Source organism: Mesorhizobium sp. RCAM 05099 (assembly GCF_059683685.1).
In genome coordinates, this window is record NZ_CM185035.1 from 2,858,743 (window position 1) to 2,876,581 (window position 17,839).

The 17,839-nt window shown below is 63.1% G+C and carries 14 protein-coding genes; 11 read left to right on the plus strand and 3 right to left on the minus strand.

Annotated elements, in window-relative coordinates; genetic code table 11:
* The first annotated feature begins 33 nt into the window (after positions 1-33).
* From AC56QQ_RS14095 to AC56QQ_RS14110, 4 genes are all read left to right on the plus strand, one after another.
* Positions 34-1,686, plus strand: a complete 1,653-nt coding sequence (locus tag AC56QQ_RS14095) for an ABC transporter substrate-binding protein (RefSeq protein WP_489862164.1) — start codon at positions 34-36, stop codon at positions 1,684-1,686.
* A gap of 227 nt (positions 1,687-1,913) precedes the next feature.
* On the plus strand, positions 1,914-2,948 hold the full coding sequence (locus AC56QQ_RS14100; RefSeq protein ID WP_489862163.1) for an ABC transporter permease: 1,035 nt from the start codon (positions 1,914-1,916) through the stop codon (positions 2,946-2,948).
* 12 nt (positions 2,949-2,960) lie between these two features.
* Complete coding sequence (locus tag AC56QQ_RS14105) at positions 2,961-4,118, plus strand: ABC transporter permease (RefSeq protein WP_489862162.1); 1,158 nt, start codon at positions 2,961-2,963, stop codon at positions 4,116-4,118.
* Positions 4,119-4,181: 63 nt separating this feature from the next.
* Entirely contained in the window at positions 4,182-6,398 is a 2,217-nt protein-coding gene (locus AC56QQ_RS14110; protein WP_497128005.1) for a dipeptide ABC transporter ATP-binding protein, read from the plus strand.
* A 27-nt stretch (positions 6,399-6,425) separates the two neighbouring features.
* Here the strand turns inward: AC56QQ_RS14110 and AC56QQ_RS14115 are convergent, their stop codons facing one another.
* On the minus strand, positions 6,426-7,016 hold the full coding sequence (locus AC56QQ_RS14115) for a transglycosylase SLT domain-containing protein (protein ID WP_497128007.1): 591 nt from the start codon (positions 7,014-7,016) through the stop codon (positions 6,426-6,428).
* A 217-nt stretch (positions 7,017-7,233) separates the two neighbouring features.
* Here AC56QQ_RS14115 and AC56QQ_RS14120 point away from each other — a divergent pair, with 217 nt between their 5' ends.
* Both AC56QQ_RS14120 and AC56QQ_RS14125 read left to right on the plus strand, forming a co-directional pair.
* Complete coding sequence (locus tag AC56QQ_RS14120; protein ID WP_497128009.1) at positions 7,234-8,772, plus strand: trimethylamine methyltransferase family protein; 1,539 nt, start codon at positions 7,234-7,236, stop codon at positions 8,770-8,772.
* 64 nt (positions 8,773-8,836) lie between these two features.
* Positions 8,837-11,263: a GcvT family protein gene (locus tag AC56QQ_RS14125; protein ID WP_497128011.1), complete on the plus strand. Its 2,427-nt coding sequence runs from the start codon at positions 8,837-8,839 to the stop codon at positions 11,261-11,263.
* A gap of 22 nt (positions 11,264-11,285) precedes the next feature.
* On the opposite strand, the gene AC56QQ_RS14130 is transcribed toward AC56QQ_RS14125, so the two are convergent.
* The gene (locus AC56QQ_RS14130) at positions 11,286-11,678 is read right to left on the minus strand and encodes a DoxX family protein (RefSeq protein WP_497128013.1); all 393 of its coding nucleotides are present in this window, start codon (positions 11,676-11,678) and stop codon (positions 11,286-11,288) included.
* Between the two features lie 199 nt (positions 11,679-11,877).
* On the opposite strand from AC56QQ_RS14130, the gene AC56QQ_RS14135 reads away from it, so the two are divergent.
* A complete protein-coding gene (locus AC56QQ_RS14135; RefSeq protein ID WP_497128015.1) occupies positions 11,878-12,366 on the plus strand; it encodes a hypothetical protein in 489 nt (162 codons plus the stop codon).
* A gap of 81 nt (positions 12,367-12,447) precedes the next feature.
* Here AC56QQ_RS14135 and AC56QQ_RS14140 read toward each other — a convergent pair whose 3' ends face one another.
* Positions 12,448-13,224: a VOC family protein gene (locus tag AC56QQ_RS14140; protein WP_497128017.1), complete on the minus strand. Its 777-nt coding sequence runs from the start codon at positions 13,222-13,224 to the stop codon at positions 12,448-12,450.
* A 181-nt stretch (positions 13,225-13,405) separates the two neighbouring features.
* Here AC56QQ_RS14140 and AC56QQ_RS14145 point away from each other — a divergent pair, with 181 nt between their 5' ends.
* The 4 genes from AC56QQ_RS14145 to preA all read left to right on the plus strand — a co-directional run bounded on the left by AC56QQ_RS14145 (position 13,406) and on the right by preA (position 17,793).
* On the plus strand, positions 13,406-14,122 hold the full coding sequence (locus AC56QQ_RS14145; protein WP_497128019.1) for a gamma-glutamylcyclotransferase: 717 nt from the start codon (positions 13,406-13,408) through the stop codon (positions 14,120-14,122).
* A gap of 141 nt (positions 14,123-14,263) precedes the next feature.
* The gene (locus AC56QQ_RS14150) at positions 14,264-15,619 is read left to right on the plus strand and encodes an NAD(P)-dependent oxidoreductase (RefSeq protein ID WP_497128021.1); all 1,356 of its coding nucleotides are present in this window, start codon (positions 14,264-14,266) and stop codon (positions 15,617-15,619) included.
* A 5-nt stretch (positions 15,620-15,624) separates the two neighbouring features.
* Positions 15,625-16,467 carry a class I SAM-dependent methyltransferase gene (locus AC56QQ_RS14155; protein WP_497128023.1) on the plus strand — a complete coding sequence of 281 codons (843 nt, stop codon included), beginning with the start codon at positions 15,625-15,627 and terminating at the stop codon, positions 16,465-16,467.
* A 12-nt stretch (positions 16,468-16,479) separates the two neighbouring features.
* On the plus strand, positions 16,480-17,793 hold the full coding sequence (preA, locus tag AC56QQ_RS14160) for an NAD-dependent dihydropyrimidine dehydrogenase subunit PreA (protein WP_489862151.1): 1,314 nt from the start codon (positions 16,480-16,482) through the stop codon (positions 17,791-17,793).
* Positions 17,794-17,839 lie beyond the last annotated feature (46 nt).

Genomic DNA, 17,839 nt, shown 5'->3' on the forward strand with positions numbered 1-17,839 from the left:
AAAAGGCGGAAAGCCAACAATGGGAGTTAAGTCATGACGATCTACAAGAGTAATGGCGATCGCGTTCCGGATCACATCCTGGCCATGGCCGAAGAAGCCAAGGCAGGTAAGGTCGATCGCCGCGAATTCCTGGCCATGGCCAGCGTGTTCGGTGCATCGACGGCGATGGCCTACGGCCTGCTCGGCCTCGCCGACCCGACGCCGGCCAAGGCCGAAGAGGTAAAGGGCAAGAAGGGCGGCACGCTGAAGGTCGCGCAGTGGATCAAGGATCCGAAGGACCCGCGCAAGTCCGACTGGTCGGAAATCGCCAATGCCGAGCGCCAGGCGCTCGAGCCACTGGTCAAGTACACCACCGAATACACGTTCCGCCCCTATCTGCTGGAAAGCTGGGACGTGAACGACGACGCCACCGAATACACGCTGCATGTGCGCAAGGGCGTGACGTGGTCGAACGGCGATGCATTCACCGCGGACGACGTCATCTTCAACCTGAAGCGCTGGGGCGACAAGAAAGCCGAAGGCAATTCCATGCCCGGCCGTCTCGGCTCGCTGGTCAAGGACGACAAGCTCGACGAAAGCGCAGTGACCAAGAAGGACGATCACACGGTCGTGCTGAAGCTCAGCAAGCCCGACATCGCGCTCATCCCGAACATGTGCGACTATCCCGGCCTCATCGTCCACAAGAGCTTCGACGAGAAGGGTGGCGACTTCAAATCCTGCCCGATCGGCACTGGACCGTTCGAGCTCGTCTCCTACGATGTCGGCCAGAAGGTGGTCTACAAGCGCCGCGCCGACGACAAGTGGTGGGATGGCGAGGTGTTCCTCGACGGCATCGAGTTCATCGACTACGGCACCGATCCGGCGGCCATGGTCAGCGCCTTCGAAGCCGGCGAAGTGCACACCAACTTCGAAACCTCGGCCGACTATGTGTCGATCCTCGACGGCATGGACCTGGTGAAGTCGGAAGTGGTGACCGCGGCGACCATCGTGTGCCGCACCAACATCAAGAACAAGCCCTATGACGACCAGAAGGTGCGCAACGCGTTGCAGCTCGGTGTCGACAACAATGTCGTCCTCCAGCTTGGTTACGGCAATGCCGGCACCGTCGCCGAGAACCACCATGTCTGCGCCATTCATCCGGAATACTTCCAACTGCCGCCGATCAAGCGCGACCCGGCCAAGGCGAAGGCCCTGATGGCCGAGGCCGGCCAGGCCGATTTCGAGCACGAGCTGATCACCGTGGACGAGGACTGGCACAAGAACACCGGCGACGCGATCGCCGCCCAGCTTCGCGACGCCGGCATCAAGGTGAAGCGCACCGTGCTCCCGGGCTCGACATTCTGGAACGACTGGACGAAGTATCCGCTGTCGATGACCAACTGGAACATGCGCCCGCTCGGCGTTCAGGTTCTGGCCATCGCCTACCGCACCGGCGAAGCCTGGAACGAGGCGGCCTGGTCGAATCCTGACTGGGATGCCAAGCTCAACGCCGCGCTTTCGGTCGCCGATGCGGCCAAGCGCAAGGAGATGATGAAGGATATCGAGCAGGTGCTGCAGGATTCCGGCATCATCATCCAGCCGTACTGGCGCAAGCTCTTCAGCCACTCGGTCAAGGCGGTGCAGAACTACAAGATGCACCCGACCTATGAGCATGACTACGGCAAGGTCTGGCTCGACCAGGCCTGATCCGGATCGAAGGGGGAGGGGGCGTAGCCCCTTTCCCCTCACTCTTTCGCAGCGATCTGACGCCACGAGTGTGCACTGCAAAAAAATTGCGGACTCCCCGGACAGGATCGTGCAATAAATCAAGAGCGGATCGCATCCGAGGGCCTGTTTGACAGCCGCCCCGCCGGCAACGGCAGGCAAGGCTTTGGAGCCGGCTCAAACCCCAACCCCATCGGCAGGGGGCCGCCATGCTTTCTTTCGTTATCAGGCGTCTCGGCACCATGGCATTGACGATGCTGTGCCTGACGATGATCGTCTTCTTCCTGATCAATCTCGAGCCCAATCTGAAGAAGCTGGCGATCAGCCAGACGGAGATGCACACGTCGGCCGAGCAACTCGAAGGATGGTTGGCCAATCACGGCTACCGGCAGAACTTCTTCGTCCGCTACGGGCAGTGGCTGGGCATCCTGCCCAAGCAGCCGGTGACCGATCCGACGACAGGCAAGCCGGCGCAGCGTTTCACCTTTTGCAACGATCCGGTCGTGCCGACCTTCTCCGGCGTTCTCGAAGGCGATTTCGGCTGTTCGACCAAGTTCAAGGCGACGGTTGCCTCGAAGCTGTTCCCCGCTCTTGGCGCCACCGGCATTCTGATGTTCTGGGTGCTTGCGGTGATGGTGCCGATCTCGCTCTTGATCGGCATCCTGGCCGGCATGCGCGAGGGGTCGCGAACGGACCGGGTGCTTTCGGTGGCCTCGATCGCCTCGACGGCGACACCTGAATATGTGTCGGGCGTCATCTTCACCGTCATCTTCGCCTCATGGCTCGGCTGGCTGAACGGTTCGGCCGCATCGGCCAGCCAGGGCATCACCTTCTATAATTTCACGCTGCCCGTCATGACGCTGGCGATCTACGGCATCGGCTATATCGCCCGCATGACGCGCGCTTCGATGGTCGAGGTAATGACGCAACAATATATCCGCACGGCCCGATTGAAGGGTCTCTCCTTCGGCAGCGTGGTGGTGAAACATGCGTTGCGCAATGCGTTGATCGCGCCCTTCACGGTCATCATGCTGCAGTTTCCGTGGCTGCTCACCGGCGTCGTCATCGTCGAGGTGATGTTCCGCTACCAGGGCTTTGGCTACACGCTGGTCGAGGCGGCCGGCAACAACGACATCGATCTGCTGCTTGGCTGCTCGCTGGTCTCGGTGTTCATCGTCTTGATCACGCAGCTCATTTCCGATGTCGGCTACGCGTTTCTCAATCCGCGTATCAGAGTCCAGTAGGAGATCAGGCGGATGCAGATCGAATATATCAGCGCCGTCAGTGTCGTGCTCGGAGTGCTGTCGCGCTTCTGGCCGGTGTGGATCGCGCTCATCATCGTCATGGGGGCAAGCTTCGCCTACAAGAAGAAGCTGGCGCTCTACGGCCAGCTGTTCGACAGCGGCGTCGGCATTGTCGGTGTCGGCATCTGCCTGTTCTGGCTGTTCACGGCGATCTTCGCATCGACCATCTCGCCTTTCGATCCGCTGGCCCAGGTCCCGGAGATGAAGGATACGCTGCCGGGTGCCATCGAGGCGAAATCGGGACTGGTCTATCTGTTCGGCGGCGACAAGCTGGCCCGCGATGTCTTCTCGCGCATGGTCTATGGCAGCCAGATCGTGCTGATCATCGCGCCGGCAGCGACCGGCTTCGCGCTGATGGTCGGCATCACGCTCGGCCTGCCGGCCGGCTATTACGGCGGCAAGATCGATACCGTGCTGTCGTTCCTGGCCAATCTCGTGCTGGCTTTCCCGGTCATCCTGCTGTTCTACCTGCTGGTGACGCCGGGCATCATGGACACGCCGATCCCGTATGGGTTGGCCGGCGTCTTCTTCCTGTTTCCGATCATCTTTTTCAGCGTGCTGTTCTGGACGCGCTTCAAGAACCGGCCCGACCGGCTCTATATCCTGCTCGGCCTGACGCTTGTCATCGGCGGCTGGATCTATGTCGGCCTCGTGTTCGACCGTGACCCGCTGCACATCGTGCATATCGATCCCAACCAGCTCAACATCTTCGTGGCGGTGGTGTTCGCCTCCAGCCCCGGCGTGTTCCGCATCGTGCGCGGCCTGGTGATGGACATCAAGACACGCGACTATGTGGCGGCGGCGCAGACGCGCGGTGAATCGCCCTGGTACATCATGCTGTGGGAGATCCTGCCCAATGCGCGCGGGCCGCTGATCGTCGATGCCTGCCTGCGCATCGGCTACACCACCATCCTGCTCGGCACGCTCGGCTATTTCGGCCTGGGCCTGGCGCCGGAAAGCCCGGACTGGGGCACCGCGATCAAGGACGCCAGCCGCCTGCTGCGCTCCTTCATTCACCCGGCGCTGCCGCCGACGATCGCGCTGATGTCGTTCGTGCTGGGCCTCAATTTGCTCGCCGACTCTTTGCGCGAACAATCGATGAAAGACTGATGGGCTGGCCTTCGACCCCAAGAGCGAAGAGCCGGACCTGAGAACCAAGGATTGGAGCGACCCATGAATGAGGCAGTTCGAAATCCCGGCAAGCCGACCCCTGGGCCGACCAATGGGCCGATCATCGAGATCGAGAACCTGTCGATCTCCTTCTTCACCCGCAAGGGCGAGATACCGGCGGTCATGGATTTTTCCTGCACCGTCATGCCGGGCGAGGCGATGGGCATCGTCGGCGAATCCGGCTGCGGCAAGTCGACCGTGTCGCTCGGCATCATGCGCGACCTCTCCAACATCGGGAAGATCGTCGGCGGCAAGATCAAGTTCCAGGGCAAGGACATGGGCGAGCTCTCCGACGAGGAGCTGCGCTCCATCCGTGGCAACAAGATCGCCATGATCTACCAGGAGCCGATGGCAAGCCTCAATCCGGCGATGAAGGTCGGCCAGCAGCTGATGGAAGTGCCACTGATCCACGACAAGGTGTCGAAGGAAGAGGCTTATAAACGAGCGCTCGAAATGGTGCGCTCGGTGAAGCTTCCCGACCCCGAGCGCATGATGCGCTCCTATCCGCACCAGCTGTCAGGCGGCCAGCAGCAGCGCATCGTCATCGCCATGGCGCTGCTGTCGAAGCCGGCGCTGCTGCTGCTCGACGAGCCGACGACGGCGCTCGACGTAACGGTGGAGGCGGGCATTGTCGATCTGGTCAAGGGGCTGGGCGAGAAGTTCGGCACCTCGATGATCTTCGTGTCGCACAATCTGGGTCTCATCCTGGAGACCTGCGACCGCATCACGGTGATGTATTCGGGCGAGGCGGTCGAGACCGGCAAGATCAAGGACGTGTTCGACCGGATGCGCCATCCCTACACGCAAGGTCTGTTCCGCTCGATCCCGCTGCACGGCGCCGACAAGAATTCGCGGCCGTTGATCTCCATCCCCGGGCAATTGCCGCTGCCGCACGAACGGCCGAAGGGCTGCAATTTCGGCCCGCGCTGCCACCATTTCGTCGAAGGCGTCTGCAACGCCGCCGAAATCCCGATGATCGAGGTCGCGGGCCACGAGGGCCATTTCTCACGCTGCGTGCGCTTCAACGAGATCGACTGGGAAGCGCTGCCGCCCGGCGCCAAGAAGGTCAATGAGCGCGTCGTTCCGGGCGCGCCGGTGCTGAAGATCGAGGACCTCCGGAAGTACTACAAGGTCGGCGGCAACGAGGTGTTCGGCTCGAGCGAGGGGCGTGTGGTCAAGGCAAACGAGACGATCTCGTTCATGGCGCGCGAATCCGAGACCGTCGCCATTGTCGGCGAATCCGGCTGCGGAAAGTCGACGCTGGCCAAGGTCCTGCTCGGACTGGAGACGGCAAGCTCGGGCACTGTCACGCTGGGCAACAAGGAAATCCAGTCGACCGGCATCGAGAGCCGCAGCGTCGATACCGTGTCGTCGATCCAGATGGTGTTCCAGAACCCGTTCGACACGCTCAACCCCAGCCATTCGGTCGGCTCGCAGATCATCCGCACGCTAGAGAAATTCAAGGTCGGCAAGACGGTTGCCGACCGCCGCAAGCGGATGCTGGAACTGCTCGACCTGGTGAAGCTGCCGCGGGCTTTCGAGACCCGCAAGCCGCGCCAGCTTTCGGGTGGCCAGAAGCAGCGCATCGGCGTGGCGCGCGCCTTTGCCGGCGACGCCAAGGTGGTGGTGGCCGACGAGCCGGTCTCGGCGCTCGACGTGTCGGTGCAGGCCGCCGTGACGGAACTCTTGATGGACATCCAGCGCAAGAACAAGACGACGATGCTGTTCATCAGCCACGACCTGTCCGTCGTGCGCTACATCGCCGACCGCGTCGTCGTCATGTATCTCGGCTATATCGTCGAGCAGGGCACGACCGACCAGATCTTCGCGCCACCCTATCACCCCTATACCGAGGCGCTGCTGTCGGCGATCCCGATCGCCGACACCAGCGTGGTGAAGCGGCACATCGTGCTGGAGGGCGACATCCCGTCGGCAATGAACCCGCCGTCCGGCTGTCCGTTCCAGACGCGCTGCGGCTACAAGAAGCTGGTGCCGGACAATCTCTGTGAGACCAAGGTGCCGCCGGTCAAGCATCTCGGCAACGGCCATATGAGCCTGTGCTGGCTTTCCGACGACGTGCTGGCCAAGATGGAGCCGGTGATCAAGTTCGACAAGGAGCATGCCGCGCATGAGGGCGTGCCGGAAGACGCGCCGCATGCCAGCGGCCCGGGTTTTGCCGGCGAGCCACCGAAGCGTCCGCGCGGCAAGAAGCCGAGCTGACCGATCGAGGTTAGAGGCGCGGCGCGTTCAGTTGCCGCACTGGCTTAGCTGCTGCGCATAGTCCCGCGCCATCTTTTCGGTGGCCCGGGCATAGCCCTGGACGCCGGCGTCGCCGCGGTTGCCGCGGCCATAGGCGGTCCAGCCGAGATAGTAGGCGAGATAGAGATTGTAGGTGTCGTTGCGGGCGACACCGTAGGTGTCGGCGGTCTTGGAATGGTACCAGCCGACGAAATCGACGGCATCGGCGAATTTCGTCCGCCGCGCCGCCCAGTTGCCGGTTTCGCTCTGATATTGCGACCAGGTGCCGTCCAGCGCCTGCGAGAAGCCGGTGGCCGACGAGACGTGCGTCCACGGAATGAAGCCGAGCAGCTTGGTGCGCGGCGGCCGGGCATTGCTCTTGAAGCCGGATTCCTTGCGCACCGTCGCCATAAGCACGGGAACCGGCACGCCGTATTTCTGCTGCGTGCGCTCGGCCGCCGACTGCCAGTTGTCGAACCAGCCGTCGTTCTGATCGAAGACAGCACAGACATTGTTGATATGGCTGGGTGCCGTCGCGCAGGCCGAAAGTGCCAGCAGCACGCCAACCGCTACAATTTTACTAAAACTCGACCTACGCATTGGCAGAGCAATAGGCCGAAATCATAAAGGGAATCTTGCTGCCGGCGTTAACGTTTCGTCGGCGCATCTGCCCGGGAAGATATCGTATTGATAATCCGACGCAATTCGTCGTTTTTTCTAAATAGATATTGCAGAAATGCCGCCTTGGCTAAAATCGCGCCCGCAAGCGGCGTATTTTTGACAGCTTGGCTGGTTGCCCGGGGCTTTGATGCCGGGCATGAACGAGCCAAGACGCAAACGCGGTGCCGAGCGCACCAGCAACAGGGGCCCGACGCCCATTCCGCAACTGCCGCTGCGGCGGGTAACCAATCCCTATCCGCCGATGGCCCTGCTGTCGTCCGACCAGATCGAGCAGATCCACCAGGCGTCGATGCACATATTGGAGAATTTCGGCATCGAGGTGATGAGCCCGCGGGCGCTGTCGCTGTTCGAGAAGGCAGGGGCCACAGTCGATCATGCGACGGCCAATGTCCGCATCGATCGAGGCATGGTCGACGAAGCGCTGAAAACGACACGGTCCAATTACATTCTGACGCCACGCAACCCGGCCAACACCGTTCATCTCGGCGGCAACACCATCAACTTCACGCTGGTTGCCGGGCCGCCCAATGTGCACGACATGGAGCGCGGCCGCCGCGCCGGCAATCTGCGCGACTATGCTGATCTCACCCGTCTGGCGCAGCATTTCAACTGCATCCACATGCTCGGCAACCAGGTTTGCGCGCCGGTGGAGCTGCCGGCGAATTCCCGTCATCTCGACACCTATTTCACCAACCTGACGCTGACCGACAAGAGTTTCCATGTCTCGGCGATCGGCCGGGGCAGGGCGCTGGACGGCATCGAGATGATGGCGATCGCGCGCGGGCTGACACTGGACCAGATGCGCGACGATCCCGGCATCACCACCATCATCTCGGTCAACTCGCCACGACGCTTCGACGAGATGATGGCGGAGGGGCTGATGACGATGGCCGAGTTCGGCCAGTCGGTGGCGGTGACGCCGTTCACGCTGATGGGGGCGATGAGCCCGGTGACGCTGGCCGGCGCGCTGGCACAGCAGAATGCCGAGGCGCTGTTCGGCGTGGTGCTGACGCAGCTGGTGCGTCCCGGTGCGCCGGTCATGTATGGCGCCTTCACCTCCAATGTCGACATGAAGTCGGGCGCGCCGGCCTTTGGCACGCCGGAGAACACCAAGGCCAACGTCGCGTCGGGGCAACTGGCGCGGCGCTATGGGCTGCCTTACCGCACGACGCCGGGCTCGGCCTCCAACGCCGCCGACGCGCAAGGCGCCTATGAGACGCTGATGGCGTTATGGGGCGCGGTGCTCGGCCACGGCAACCTCGTCTATCACGCCGCCGGATGGCAGGAGGGTGGGCTGACGGCATCGTTCGAGAAGTTCATCATCGATGTCGAGATGATCCAGCACATGATGGAGTTCTTGCGCCCGATCGAGGTCAACGAGGCCGAGCTTGCCGTCGAGGCGCTGGGCGCGGTGCCGACCGGTGGCCATTTCTTCGGCGAGCCGCATACGCTGGAGCGCTATGCCACCGCCTTCTACCAGCCGATGCTCTCCAACTGGCAGAACTACGAAGCCTGGCAGGAGGCTGGCGGGCTCGACGCCACGGCGCGCGCGACGCGGCTGTGGAAGAAGGCGCTGGAAGAGTACGCCGAGCCGGTGATGGATGTCGCCGTGCGCGAGGCGCTGGAGGCCTATGTGGCCAAGCGCAAGGAAGCGATCGGGCAGGGCGAGCCGTGATGCGCCAGTCTTCCTGCCTTGATTCACTTCCTTCATCCAACTCACTGAAATAACGAGAAAACCTATGAAGTCGCATGCAAAGGTCGTGGTCATTGGCGGTGGCGTCGTCGGGTGCTCCGTGCTGTTCCATCTCGCCCGCCACGGCTGGACCGACGTCGTGTTGTTGGAGCGCGATGAGCTGACCTCCGGCTCGACCTGGCACGCGGCCGGCGGCATGCATACGATCAATGGCGACCCCAACGTTGCCAAGCTGCAGAAATACACCATCAGCCTCTACAAGGAGATCGAGGAGCTTTCCGGCCAGGCAACCGGCGTGCACCTGACCGGCGGCGTGCTTCTGGCGGCGACCGAGGCACGCCTCGACTGGCTGCGCGGCGTCGTCGCCAAAGGCCGCTATCTCGGCATCGAACTGGAAGTGATTTCGCCGAAAGAGGCGGCCGAACTGATGCCGCTGCTCGACCCCAAGCAGTTCGTTGGCGCCGTCAGAAACAAGGAGGACGGCCATCTCGATCCCTCCGGCGTCACCCATGCCTATGCCAAGGCCGCGCGCAAACTCGGCGCCGAGGTCGAGCGCTTCACCAAGGTCGAGGACATCGTGCGGCGTGCCGACGGGATGTGGCGTGTCATCACCAACAAGGGCGAAGTGGTGGCCGAGCACGTCGTCAACGCCGGCGGCCTGTGGGCGCGCGAGGTCGGCCGCATGGTTGGCCTCGAACTGCCGGTGCTGGCGATGGAGCACATGTACCTGATCACCGAGGACATGCCGGAAGTCGCCGCCTGGAACCAGAAGACCGGTACCGAGATCATGCATGCGGTCGATTTCGACGGCGAGCTCTATCTACGCCAGGAGCGCGGCGGCATGTTGATGGGCACCTATGAGAAGGCCAACAAGCCGTGGTCCGAATTCCAGACGCCATGGAATTTCGGTCATGAACTGCTGGCGCCCGACATCGACCGCATCGCGCCGTCGCTGGAGGTCGGCTTCCGGCATTTCCCGGCTTTCCAGAACACCGGCATCAAGCAGATTATCAACGGCCCGTTCACCTTCGCGCCGGACGGCAACCCGCTGGTCGGGCCGGTGCGCGGTCTGCCGGGCTTCTGGGTGGCCTGCGGCGTCATGGCCGGCTTTTCACAGGGCGGCGGCGTTGGCCTGGCGCTGTCCAACTGGATGATCGAGGGCGATCCCGGCGCCGACATCTGGGCGATGGATGTCGCGCGCTATGGCGACTGGGCGACGATGGCCTATACCAACGCCAAGGTGCGCGAGAACTACTCGCGCCGCTTCTCGATCCGCTTTCCCAATGAGGAGCTGCCAGCGGGGCGGCCGCTGAAGACGACGCCGGTCTATGATTGGTTGTCGGCCAAAGGCGCACAGTGGGGTGTCGCCTATGGGCTGGAGGTGCCGCTTTGGTATGCACCCGAAGGCGTCAAGGATGAGTTCTCCTGGCGCCGCTCGAGCGATTTCACGCATGTGGCCAACGAGGTGAAGACCGTTCGCACCGGTGTCGGCCTGTCGGAGATTTCGAGCTTCGCCAAATACAAGGTGACGGGTGAGGGGGCGGCGGCGTGGCTTGATCGCCTGCTTGCCTGCAAACTGCCGAAGCCCGGGCGCATGACGCTGGCGCCGATGCTGAAGGAAGATGGCAAGCTGATAGGCGATTTCACGCTGGCCAATCTCGGCAGTGACGGCTGGTTCCTCGCCGGCTCGGGTGTTGCCGAGCAATACCACATGCGGTGGTTCGAAAAGCACCTGCCTGACCAAGGCTCTGTCCGCATCGAGGCGCTGGGGCAGAAGCTCACCGGCTTGTCGATCGCCGGGCCGAAGGCGCGCGATGTGCTGGCGAAGGCCACGCGCTCGGATGTTTCGAATGCGGCGTTTCCGTTCATGGCCATTGCCAGGATGGATATCGGCATGGCGCCGTGCCTGGTCGGGCGTGTCAGCTACACCGGCGATCTCGGCTACGAGATGTGGGTGGCGCCGGAGTATCAGCGCGCCGCATTCCAGTCCCTGATGGCGGCCGGTGAGGAATTCGGCATCGGCCTGTTCGGTTCGCGCGCGCTCAACGCATTGCGGCTGGAGAAGAATTACGGCTCATGGGCGCGCGAATACCGGCCGATTTACGGGCCGCTTGAAGCCGGCCTCGACCGCTTTGTCGCCTATGGCAAGGAGGCCGATTTCATCGGCAAGGCAGGAGCGCTGGCCGAGCGCAAACAAGGCGGCAAGCTGCGCCTGCGTGCCTTCATCCTCGATGCCGACGACGCCGATGTCATCGGCGACGAGCCGATCTGGTTCGGCGGTGCCGTACGCGGCTGGGTCACCTCGGGCGGCTACGCGCATCATTCGAAAAAGTCTGTCGCCGTCGGCTATGTGCCGAAGGAGATCGCCGACGAGAGCGACGGGTTCGAAATCGAGTTGCTTGGCAAGCGTCACGCGGCGCGCATGCAGGCTGCGCCGCTCTTCGATGCGAATTTCGAGCGCATGAGAGGGTGAAGGCTCACCCTCTGCTCCGGCCTCACCTGTTATCGCGGTTGTCCAGCGCGAAGGCGCCGGCGCCGGCAAAGAACAGATAGAGGAAGATGAAGCAGAAAGAGATTGCCGAATCGCCACCATTGTTGACCGGGAAGAAGTCACGCGGCATGTGCGCCATGAAATAGGCGATCGCCATTTCGCCGGCCAGAAGGAATGCCACCGGCCGAGTGAAGAGCCCCAGCGCCAGCAGGATGCCGCCGGCGAATTCGAGGACGGCGGCGGTGAGCGTCAGCCCGGAGAGGGCGTGGGGATCGGCACTGACGGGGAAATTGAACAGTTTCTGGCTGCCATGTTCAATGAACTGCAGCGCGGTCATGATGCGCAGCACGCCGAGCGCCTGCGGCTGGTATCTGGCAAGGCCTTCAAAAAGCTTCATCTAAAACTCCATTTCACCCTCCCGACCCGGCCATAGATTATCGCCCGGCAATGGACCATTCACTTCCCGTGGAGTGCCATCAACAATCGGTGAGTGGAAATGTTCCCCAGTCCGACTCTCAAATGTTCTCGTCAGGGTTGCATTCATATCGCTATGGTTGTATTAGTAGGGACACTCTAAACATCTGGGTCCCTTCGCCATGAAAAAAGTCATCATCAGCCTATTCGCAATCCTTGCAGGCACCAGCTTCGCCATGGCCGAAGACGCCGGCTGCGAGGCCTTCAAATGGCCGGTGACGCGGGAACAGGCGCTGTTTGCCGCGGCGCCCGCAACGCCGTCTGGAGCGACGCTGGCGGTGGGTGCCGCCGCGGATCTGGCACTGGTCCCGGCGGAGAAAGCCGGTTTTACGCTGCCGCCCGAACGCGCCCCGGCAGAGGGAACGTTTGGCGCCGTCGCCAGCGTCGAGGTGCCGTCCGAGGGGGCCATTCAGATCAGCCTCTCAGGCGAGGCCTGGATCGATGTCATCCAGGACGGCCACGCCATCAAGTCGGCGGGTTATAGCGGCGTGAAGACCTGCCCCGGCATCCGCAAGAGCGTGCGCTTCAAGCTCGCGGCCGGCCCGGCCACCGTCCAGTTTAGTGGCGCGAAAAAGGCTGAGCTGAAGGTCGCGGTGCTGACCCCGGAATAGGACGGGCCAGGCAGAGGAACGCGGCCTTTCATCCGTGGTGCGATGAAAGCCGTCGCTTCGTACCAGCGGTGTTTATCGCCGTCAGCGCATCGGCGCCATCAGTGCGAAATGCGCGCCTTGCGGGTCCTGGCATTGCACGATCCAGCTGCCGCCGGGGACTTCCATTGGCCCCATCAAGATCTTGCCGCCATTGTCGGTGACGCGTTTGGCCGCCGCGTCGATGGCCGGGACGTTGAAGTAGAACTGCCAGACCGGTACCGGGATCTGCTCGGGCTTGTTCATGATGCCGCCGCCGGATTCGGGGCCGGCCGTAAAGGTCTGGTAGATGCCCATCGGGCCCATGTCGAAGTCACCCGCATTGGCCCAGCCGAACTGGCCGGAATAGAAATCGAACGCGGCCTTCCAGTCCGAGGTGTACAGCTCGTGCCAGCCGATATGGCCCGGCGTTGCGGCCGGCACGATGGGCTGGTCGGGGCCATTCGGCTGCAGGAACATGAATGTTGCGCCTTGCGGATCGGCGACGACGGCAAAGCGGCCGACGCCCGGAATTTCGTCGGGCTCGCGGTGGACAGCTCCGCCGGCAGCCTTCAGTGCCTTGGTCGAGGCATCAACATCCTTGGTGTGGATATAACCGAGCCAGGCGGGCGGCATGCCCATCTTGGCGGCGTCCTCGGGCATCGTCATCAGGCCACCTACGCCACGCTCGCCGACATTCATGACGATATAGCGCGGCATGCCGGGGGCCTTGTCGAAAGGCTGCGCCGTCCAGCCGACCACCTTGGTGTAGAACGCCTCGGCGGCGTCGAGGTCTGATGTCATCAATTCGTACCAGAAGAAGGGCATCGGGGTTTTCGGCATTGTCGGTCTCCTCACCTTTCATGCATCGATCGTCGGCCGATCCATCCTAGGACGATCTTCACGACGGAATTCCGACACCCGCCCGGACAACAATCGTCGACCCGGAGCAAATGTTCCCAGGCTTGCGCGCGCCGCTGTTTTCGATTTCTCTGCGACAAAGACAAAGAGGGGACGTCGTTTCATGCGCCGGATGTCGCTCACGCCCGAGCTTGTCGCACTGTGCCATCGGGAAGAGGCCGATCCCGGCCCGGATCCGAGCTGGACGCCGTTGGACGACGAGGATTTCCGGACCCTTGCTTCGCGGCTGTCCGATGAAGCGGACGCGGGGCCGCTATGGGTGTTTGCCTACGGATCGCTGATCTGGAAGCCGGAATTCGAGTCGGTCGAGCAACAGCTCGCCACGGCCTTCGGCTGGCACCGCTCCTTTTGTCTCGACATGGTGCGTTGGCGCGGCAGCGCCGAGCAGCCGGGGCTGATGATGGCGCTCGAACGGGGCGGACGCTGCAACGGGGTCATCTACCGCTTGCCCGAGGGCGAAAAACCGACCCAGATCGAAAGGCTGCTGCGGCGTGAGATCAACGACCACGAAAGCATCGACTCGGTCAGGTGGCTGCCGGTGCATACGGGCCAGGGCGCGCTGCGAGCGCTTGGCTTCTGGGTCGGCGTGAAGGGCAGGGGAACGTCACTGAGCCAGCCGCTGGAGAGGGTGGCCGGCGTGCTGGCCAGGGCTTGCGGACATATCGGATCCGGCGCCGAATATCTCTACAACACGGTCAGTCATCTCGAAGCGTTCGGCATCCACGACCGCAATCTGTGGCGGCTGCAGGAGCTGGTCGCCGACGAGGTCCGGGCCATTCATGGCCACGCGCTCGATTTCGGTCGTCCGACGATGCTGTAAACGCAACCTCTTGCGCATAACATGAGTGAAAAAATCATGTTATTGCACAGTCTTTTCAGTGCTTTGCGCCGAAAATTGACCAATTGATAAAAAAATAAAACGTGCTAGCCTTTCCCAAAACGAAAACATGGGGAACTGAGAATGCCAGAAGGCCAGTTCAGGGAAGGCATTGCAGGCGGCAGGCTCGCGGCCGACCAGTACGCGGACAATTTTTCCGACCTGCACCCGCCGCTCGATCACCACGAGGCTCTGGTCGAATCCGACCGCTGTTATTTCTGCTACGACGCGCCGTGCATGAATGCGTGCCCGACCTCGATCGACATTCCGCTGTTCATCCGCCAGATATCGACCGGCAATCCGATCGGTTCGGCCAAGACGATCTTCGACCAGAATATTCTGGGCGGCATGTGCGCCCGCGTCTGCCCGACCGAGACGCTGTGCGAGGAGGTCTGCGTGCGCGAGGTGGCGGAAGGCAAGCCGGTGCAGATCGGCCGTCTGCAGCGCTACGCCACTGATATCGCCATGGCCGAGAACAAGCAGTTTTATCCACGCGCCACGCCGACCGGCAAGACGGTGGCCGTGGTCGGCGCAGGGCCGGCCGGCCTTGCCGCCGCGCACAGGCTCGCCCGCCATGGCCATGACGTCACCATCCTGGAAGCGCGGCCGAAGGCCGGCGGCCTCAACGAATACGGCATCGCAGCCTACAAGAGCGTCGACAATTTCGCCCAGGCCGAGGTCGAATACGTGACCGCCATCGGCGGCATCGACATCCAGAACGGCAAGGCGCTTGGCCGTGACTATCAACTGTCCGACCTGATCCGCAACTACGACGCGGTGTTTCTCGGCATGGGGCTAGGCGGCGTCAACGCGCTGCGCGCCGAGGGCGAGAACGCCGACGGCGTCACCAATGCGGTGGAGTTCATCGCCGAACTGCGCCAGGCCAGCGATCTCGCCAGCCTGCCGGTTGGCCGCCGCGTCGTAGTCATCGGTGGCGGCATGACGGCGATCGACGCCGCCGTGCAGTCGAAACTGCTTGGCGCCGAGGAGGTGACGATCTGCTACCGGCGTGGCCAGGAGCACATGAACGCTTCCGAATTCGAGCAGGATCTGGCCGCCGCCAACGGTGTCACCATCCGCCACTGGCTGCAGCCGAAGCGGGTCATTGCCGAAGGCGGCAAGGTGTCGGGCATCGAACTCGAATACACCGCGCTCACCGGCGACAAGCTCGCCGGCACCGGCGAGACGCTGACGCTTACCGCCGACCAGGTGTTCAAGGCGATCGGCCAGAGCTTTGTGCCGGCAGCGCTCAATGGCAGCAGTGCGGCGATCGAGCTTGAAGCCGGCCGCATCAAAGTCGATGCGGAAGGTCGTACTTCGCTGGCCAATGTCTGGGCCGGCGGCGACTGCATCTTCGGTGGCGACGACCTGACCGTCTCGGCCGTCGCGCAAGGCCGCGACGCGGCGGAGAGCATGCACAGGAGTCTGATGCAGGGATAGGGATCATGGCCACGCTGGAACCGGGCATCGCCCGTCACTACGACATATCGGGCCTGGAGGAACGGATCCTTGCCGCGCTCGCCGATACCGGCGTGGACGTTGCCCATCTGCGCGCCGGCGATCTCGAAGCGGCCGACGAATTCCATATTGGCGGCGTGGCCGCCACCAAGGAACTCGTCGATCAGATGGACCTCAAGCCCGCAGCCAAGCTTCTCGACATCGGATCCGGCATCGGCGGTCCGGCCCGCTTCGTCGCGAACAGCGCCGGCGCCGAGGTCACCGGCATCGACCTGACGCAGAGCTATGTCGATATCGCGACAAGCCTGTCGAAGCGAACCGGAATGGCTGGCAAGACGCGCTTCGTGCAGGGCAGCGCGCTGGACATGCCATTCGCAAACGACAGCTTCGATGCGGCTGTCATCCTGCATGTCGGCATGAACCTTCCCGACAAGCCGAAGCTGATGAGCGAGACTGCCCGCGTGCTCAAGCCGGGCGGCATCTTTGCCGTCTACGACGTGATGCGGCTGAAGGACGGAGCGCTATCCTATCCCTTGCCTTGGGCGTCCGATGAAACCATGTCCTTCGTCGCCACGCCCGACGACTATCGCGCGGCTGCCGCCGCGGCGGGTTTCTTGGTGAAGGCAGAGCGGCGACGTGGCGCCTTCGCCGTCGAATTCTTCGCCACGATGCGTGCCCGGATGACCGCCGCGCAAGCGGAAGGCAGGAAGCCGCCGCCCGGCGTCGGCCTCGTCATGGGCGAGAACGCCCGGACCAAGATCGCCAACCTTACCGCCGCGCTTGAAGGCGGCATTCTCGCACCCGTCGAATTGATCCTTCGTCTCGGCTGAAAGGGACCTGTCATGGCAGACATCCGCAACAATTTCGTGGGCATCAAGTCGCCAAATCCGTTCTGGCTGGCCTCGGCGCCGCCGACCGACAAGGCCTACAACGTCATCCGCGCCTTCAAGGCCGGGTGGGGCGGCGTGGTGTGGAAGACGCTGGGCGAGGAAGGCCCTCCGGTGGTCAATGTCAACGGCCCGCGCTACGGCGCCATCTGGGGCGCCGACCGCCGCCTGCTCGGCCTCAACAACATCGAGCTGATCACCGACCGCGACCTGCAGGTCAATCTGCGCGAGATCAAGCAGGTCAAGAAGGATTGGCCCGACCGCGCCATCGTCGTCTCGCTGATGGTGCCATGCGTCGAGGAGGCCTGGAAGGCGATCCTGCCGGTGGTCGAGGAGACCGGCGCCGACGGTATCGAGCTCAATTTCGGTTGTCCGCACGGCATGTCGGAACGCGGCATGGGCGCCGCCGTCGGCCAGGTGCCGGAATACATCGAAATGGTGGTGCGCTGGTGCAAGCAGAACACCCGCATGCCGGTCATCACCAAGCTGACGCCCAACATCACCGATGTGCGCAAGCCGGCGAGGGCAGCGCTTGCCGGCGGCACCGACGCGGTGTCGCTGATCAACACCATCAATTCGATCACCGGCGTTGACCTCGACAGTTTCGCGCCACAGCCGACCATCGACGGCAAGGGCTCGCATGGCGGCTATTGCGGCCCGGCGGTGAAGCCGATCGCCATGAACATGGTGGCCGAAATCGCGCGCGATCCCGAAACGCATGGGCTGCCGATCTCCGGCATCGGCGGCATCACCACCTGGCGTGACGCGGCCGAATTCATGGCGCTGGGCGCCGGCAATGTGCAGGTGTGCACGGCGGCGATGACCTACGGCTTCAAGATCGTGCAGGAGATGATCGCCGGCCTGGAAAACTGGATGGACGAGAAGGGCCATGCCTCGCTCGACGACATTGTCGGCCGCGCCACGCCAAACGTCACAGACTGGCAGTATCTCAACCTCAACTATGTCGCCAAGGCGCGTATCGACCAGGACGCCTGCATCAAGTGTGGCCGCTGCCACATCGCCTGCGAGGACACCTCGCACCAGGCGATCACCAGCATGGTCGACGGCGTCAGGCACTTCGAGGTGATCGAGGCCGAATGCGTTGGCTGCAATCTGTGCGTCAATGTCTGCCCGGTCGAGAACTGCATCACCATGGAGCCGCTGGCGGCGGGCGTGATGGACCAGCGCACCGGCAAGCCGGTGTCGCCGATCTACGCCAACTGGACGACGCACCCGAACAACCCGATGGCCAAGGTGGCGGCGGAGTAGCCGCGCCTTCTGATGAAAAAGCGGCGCCTTCGGGCGCCGTTTTTCA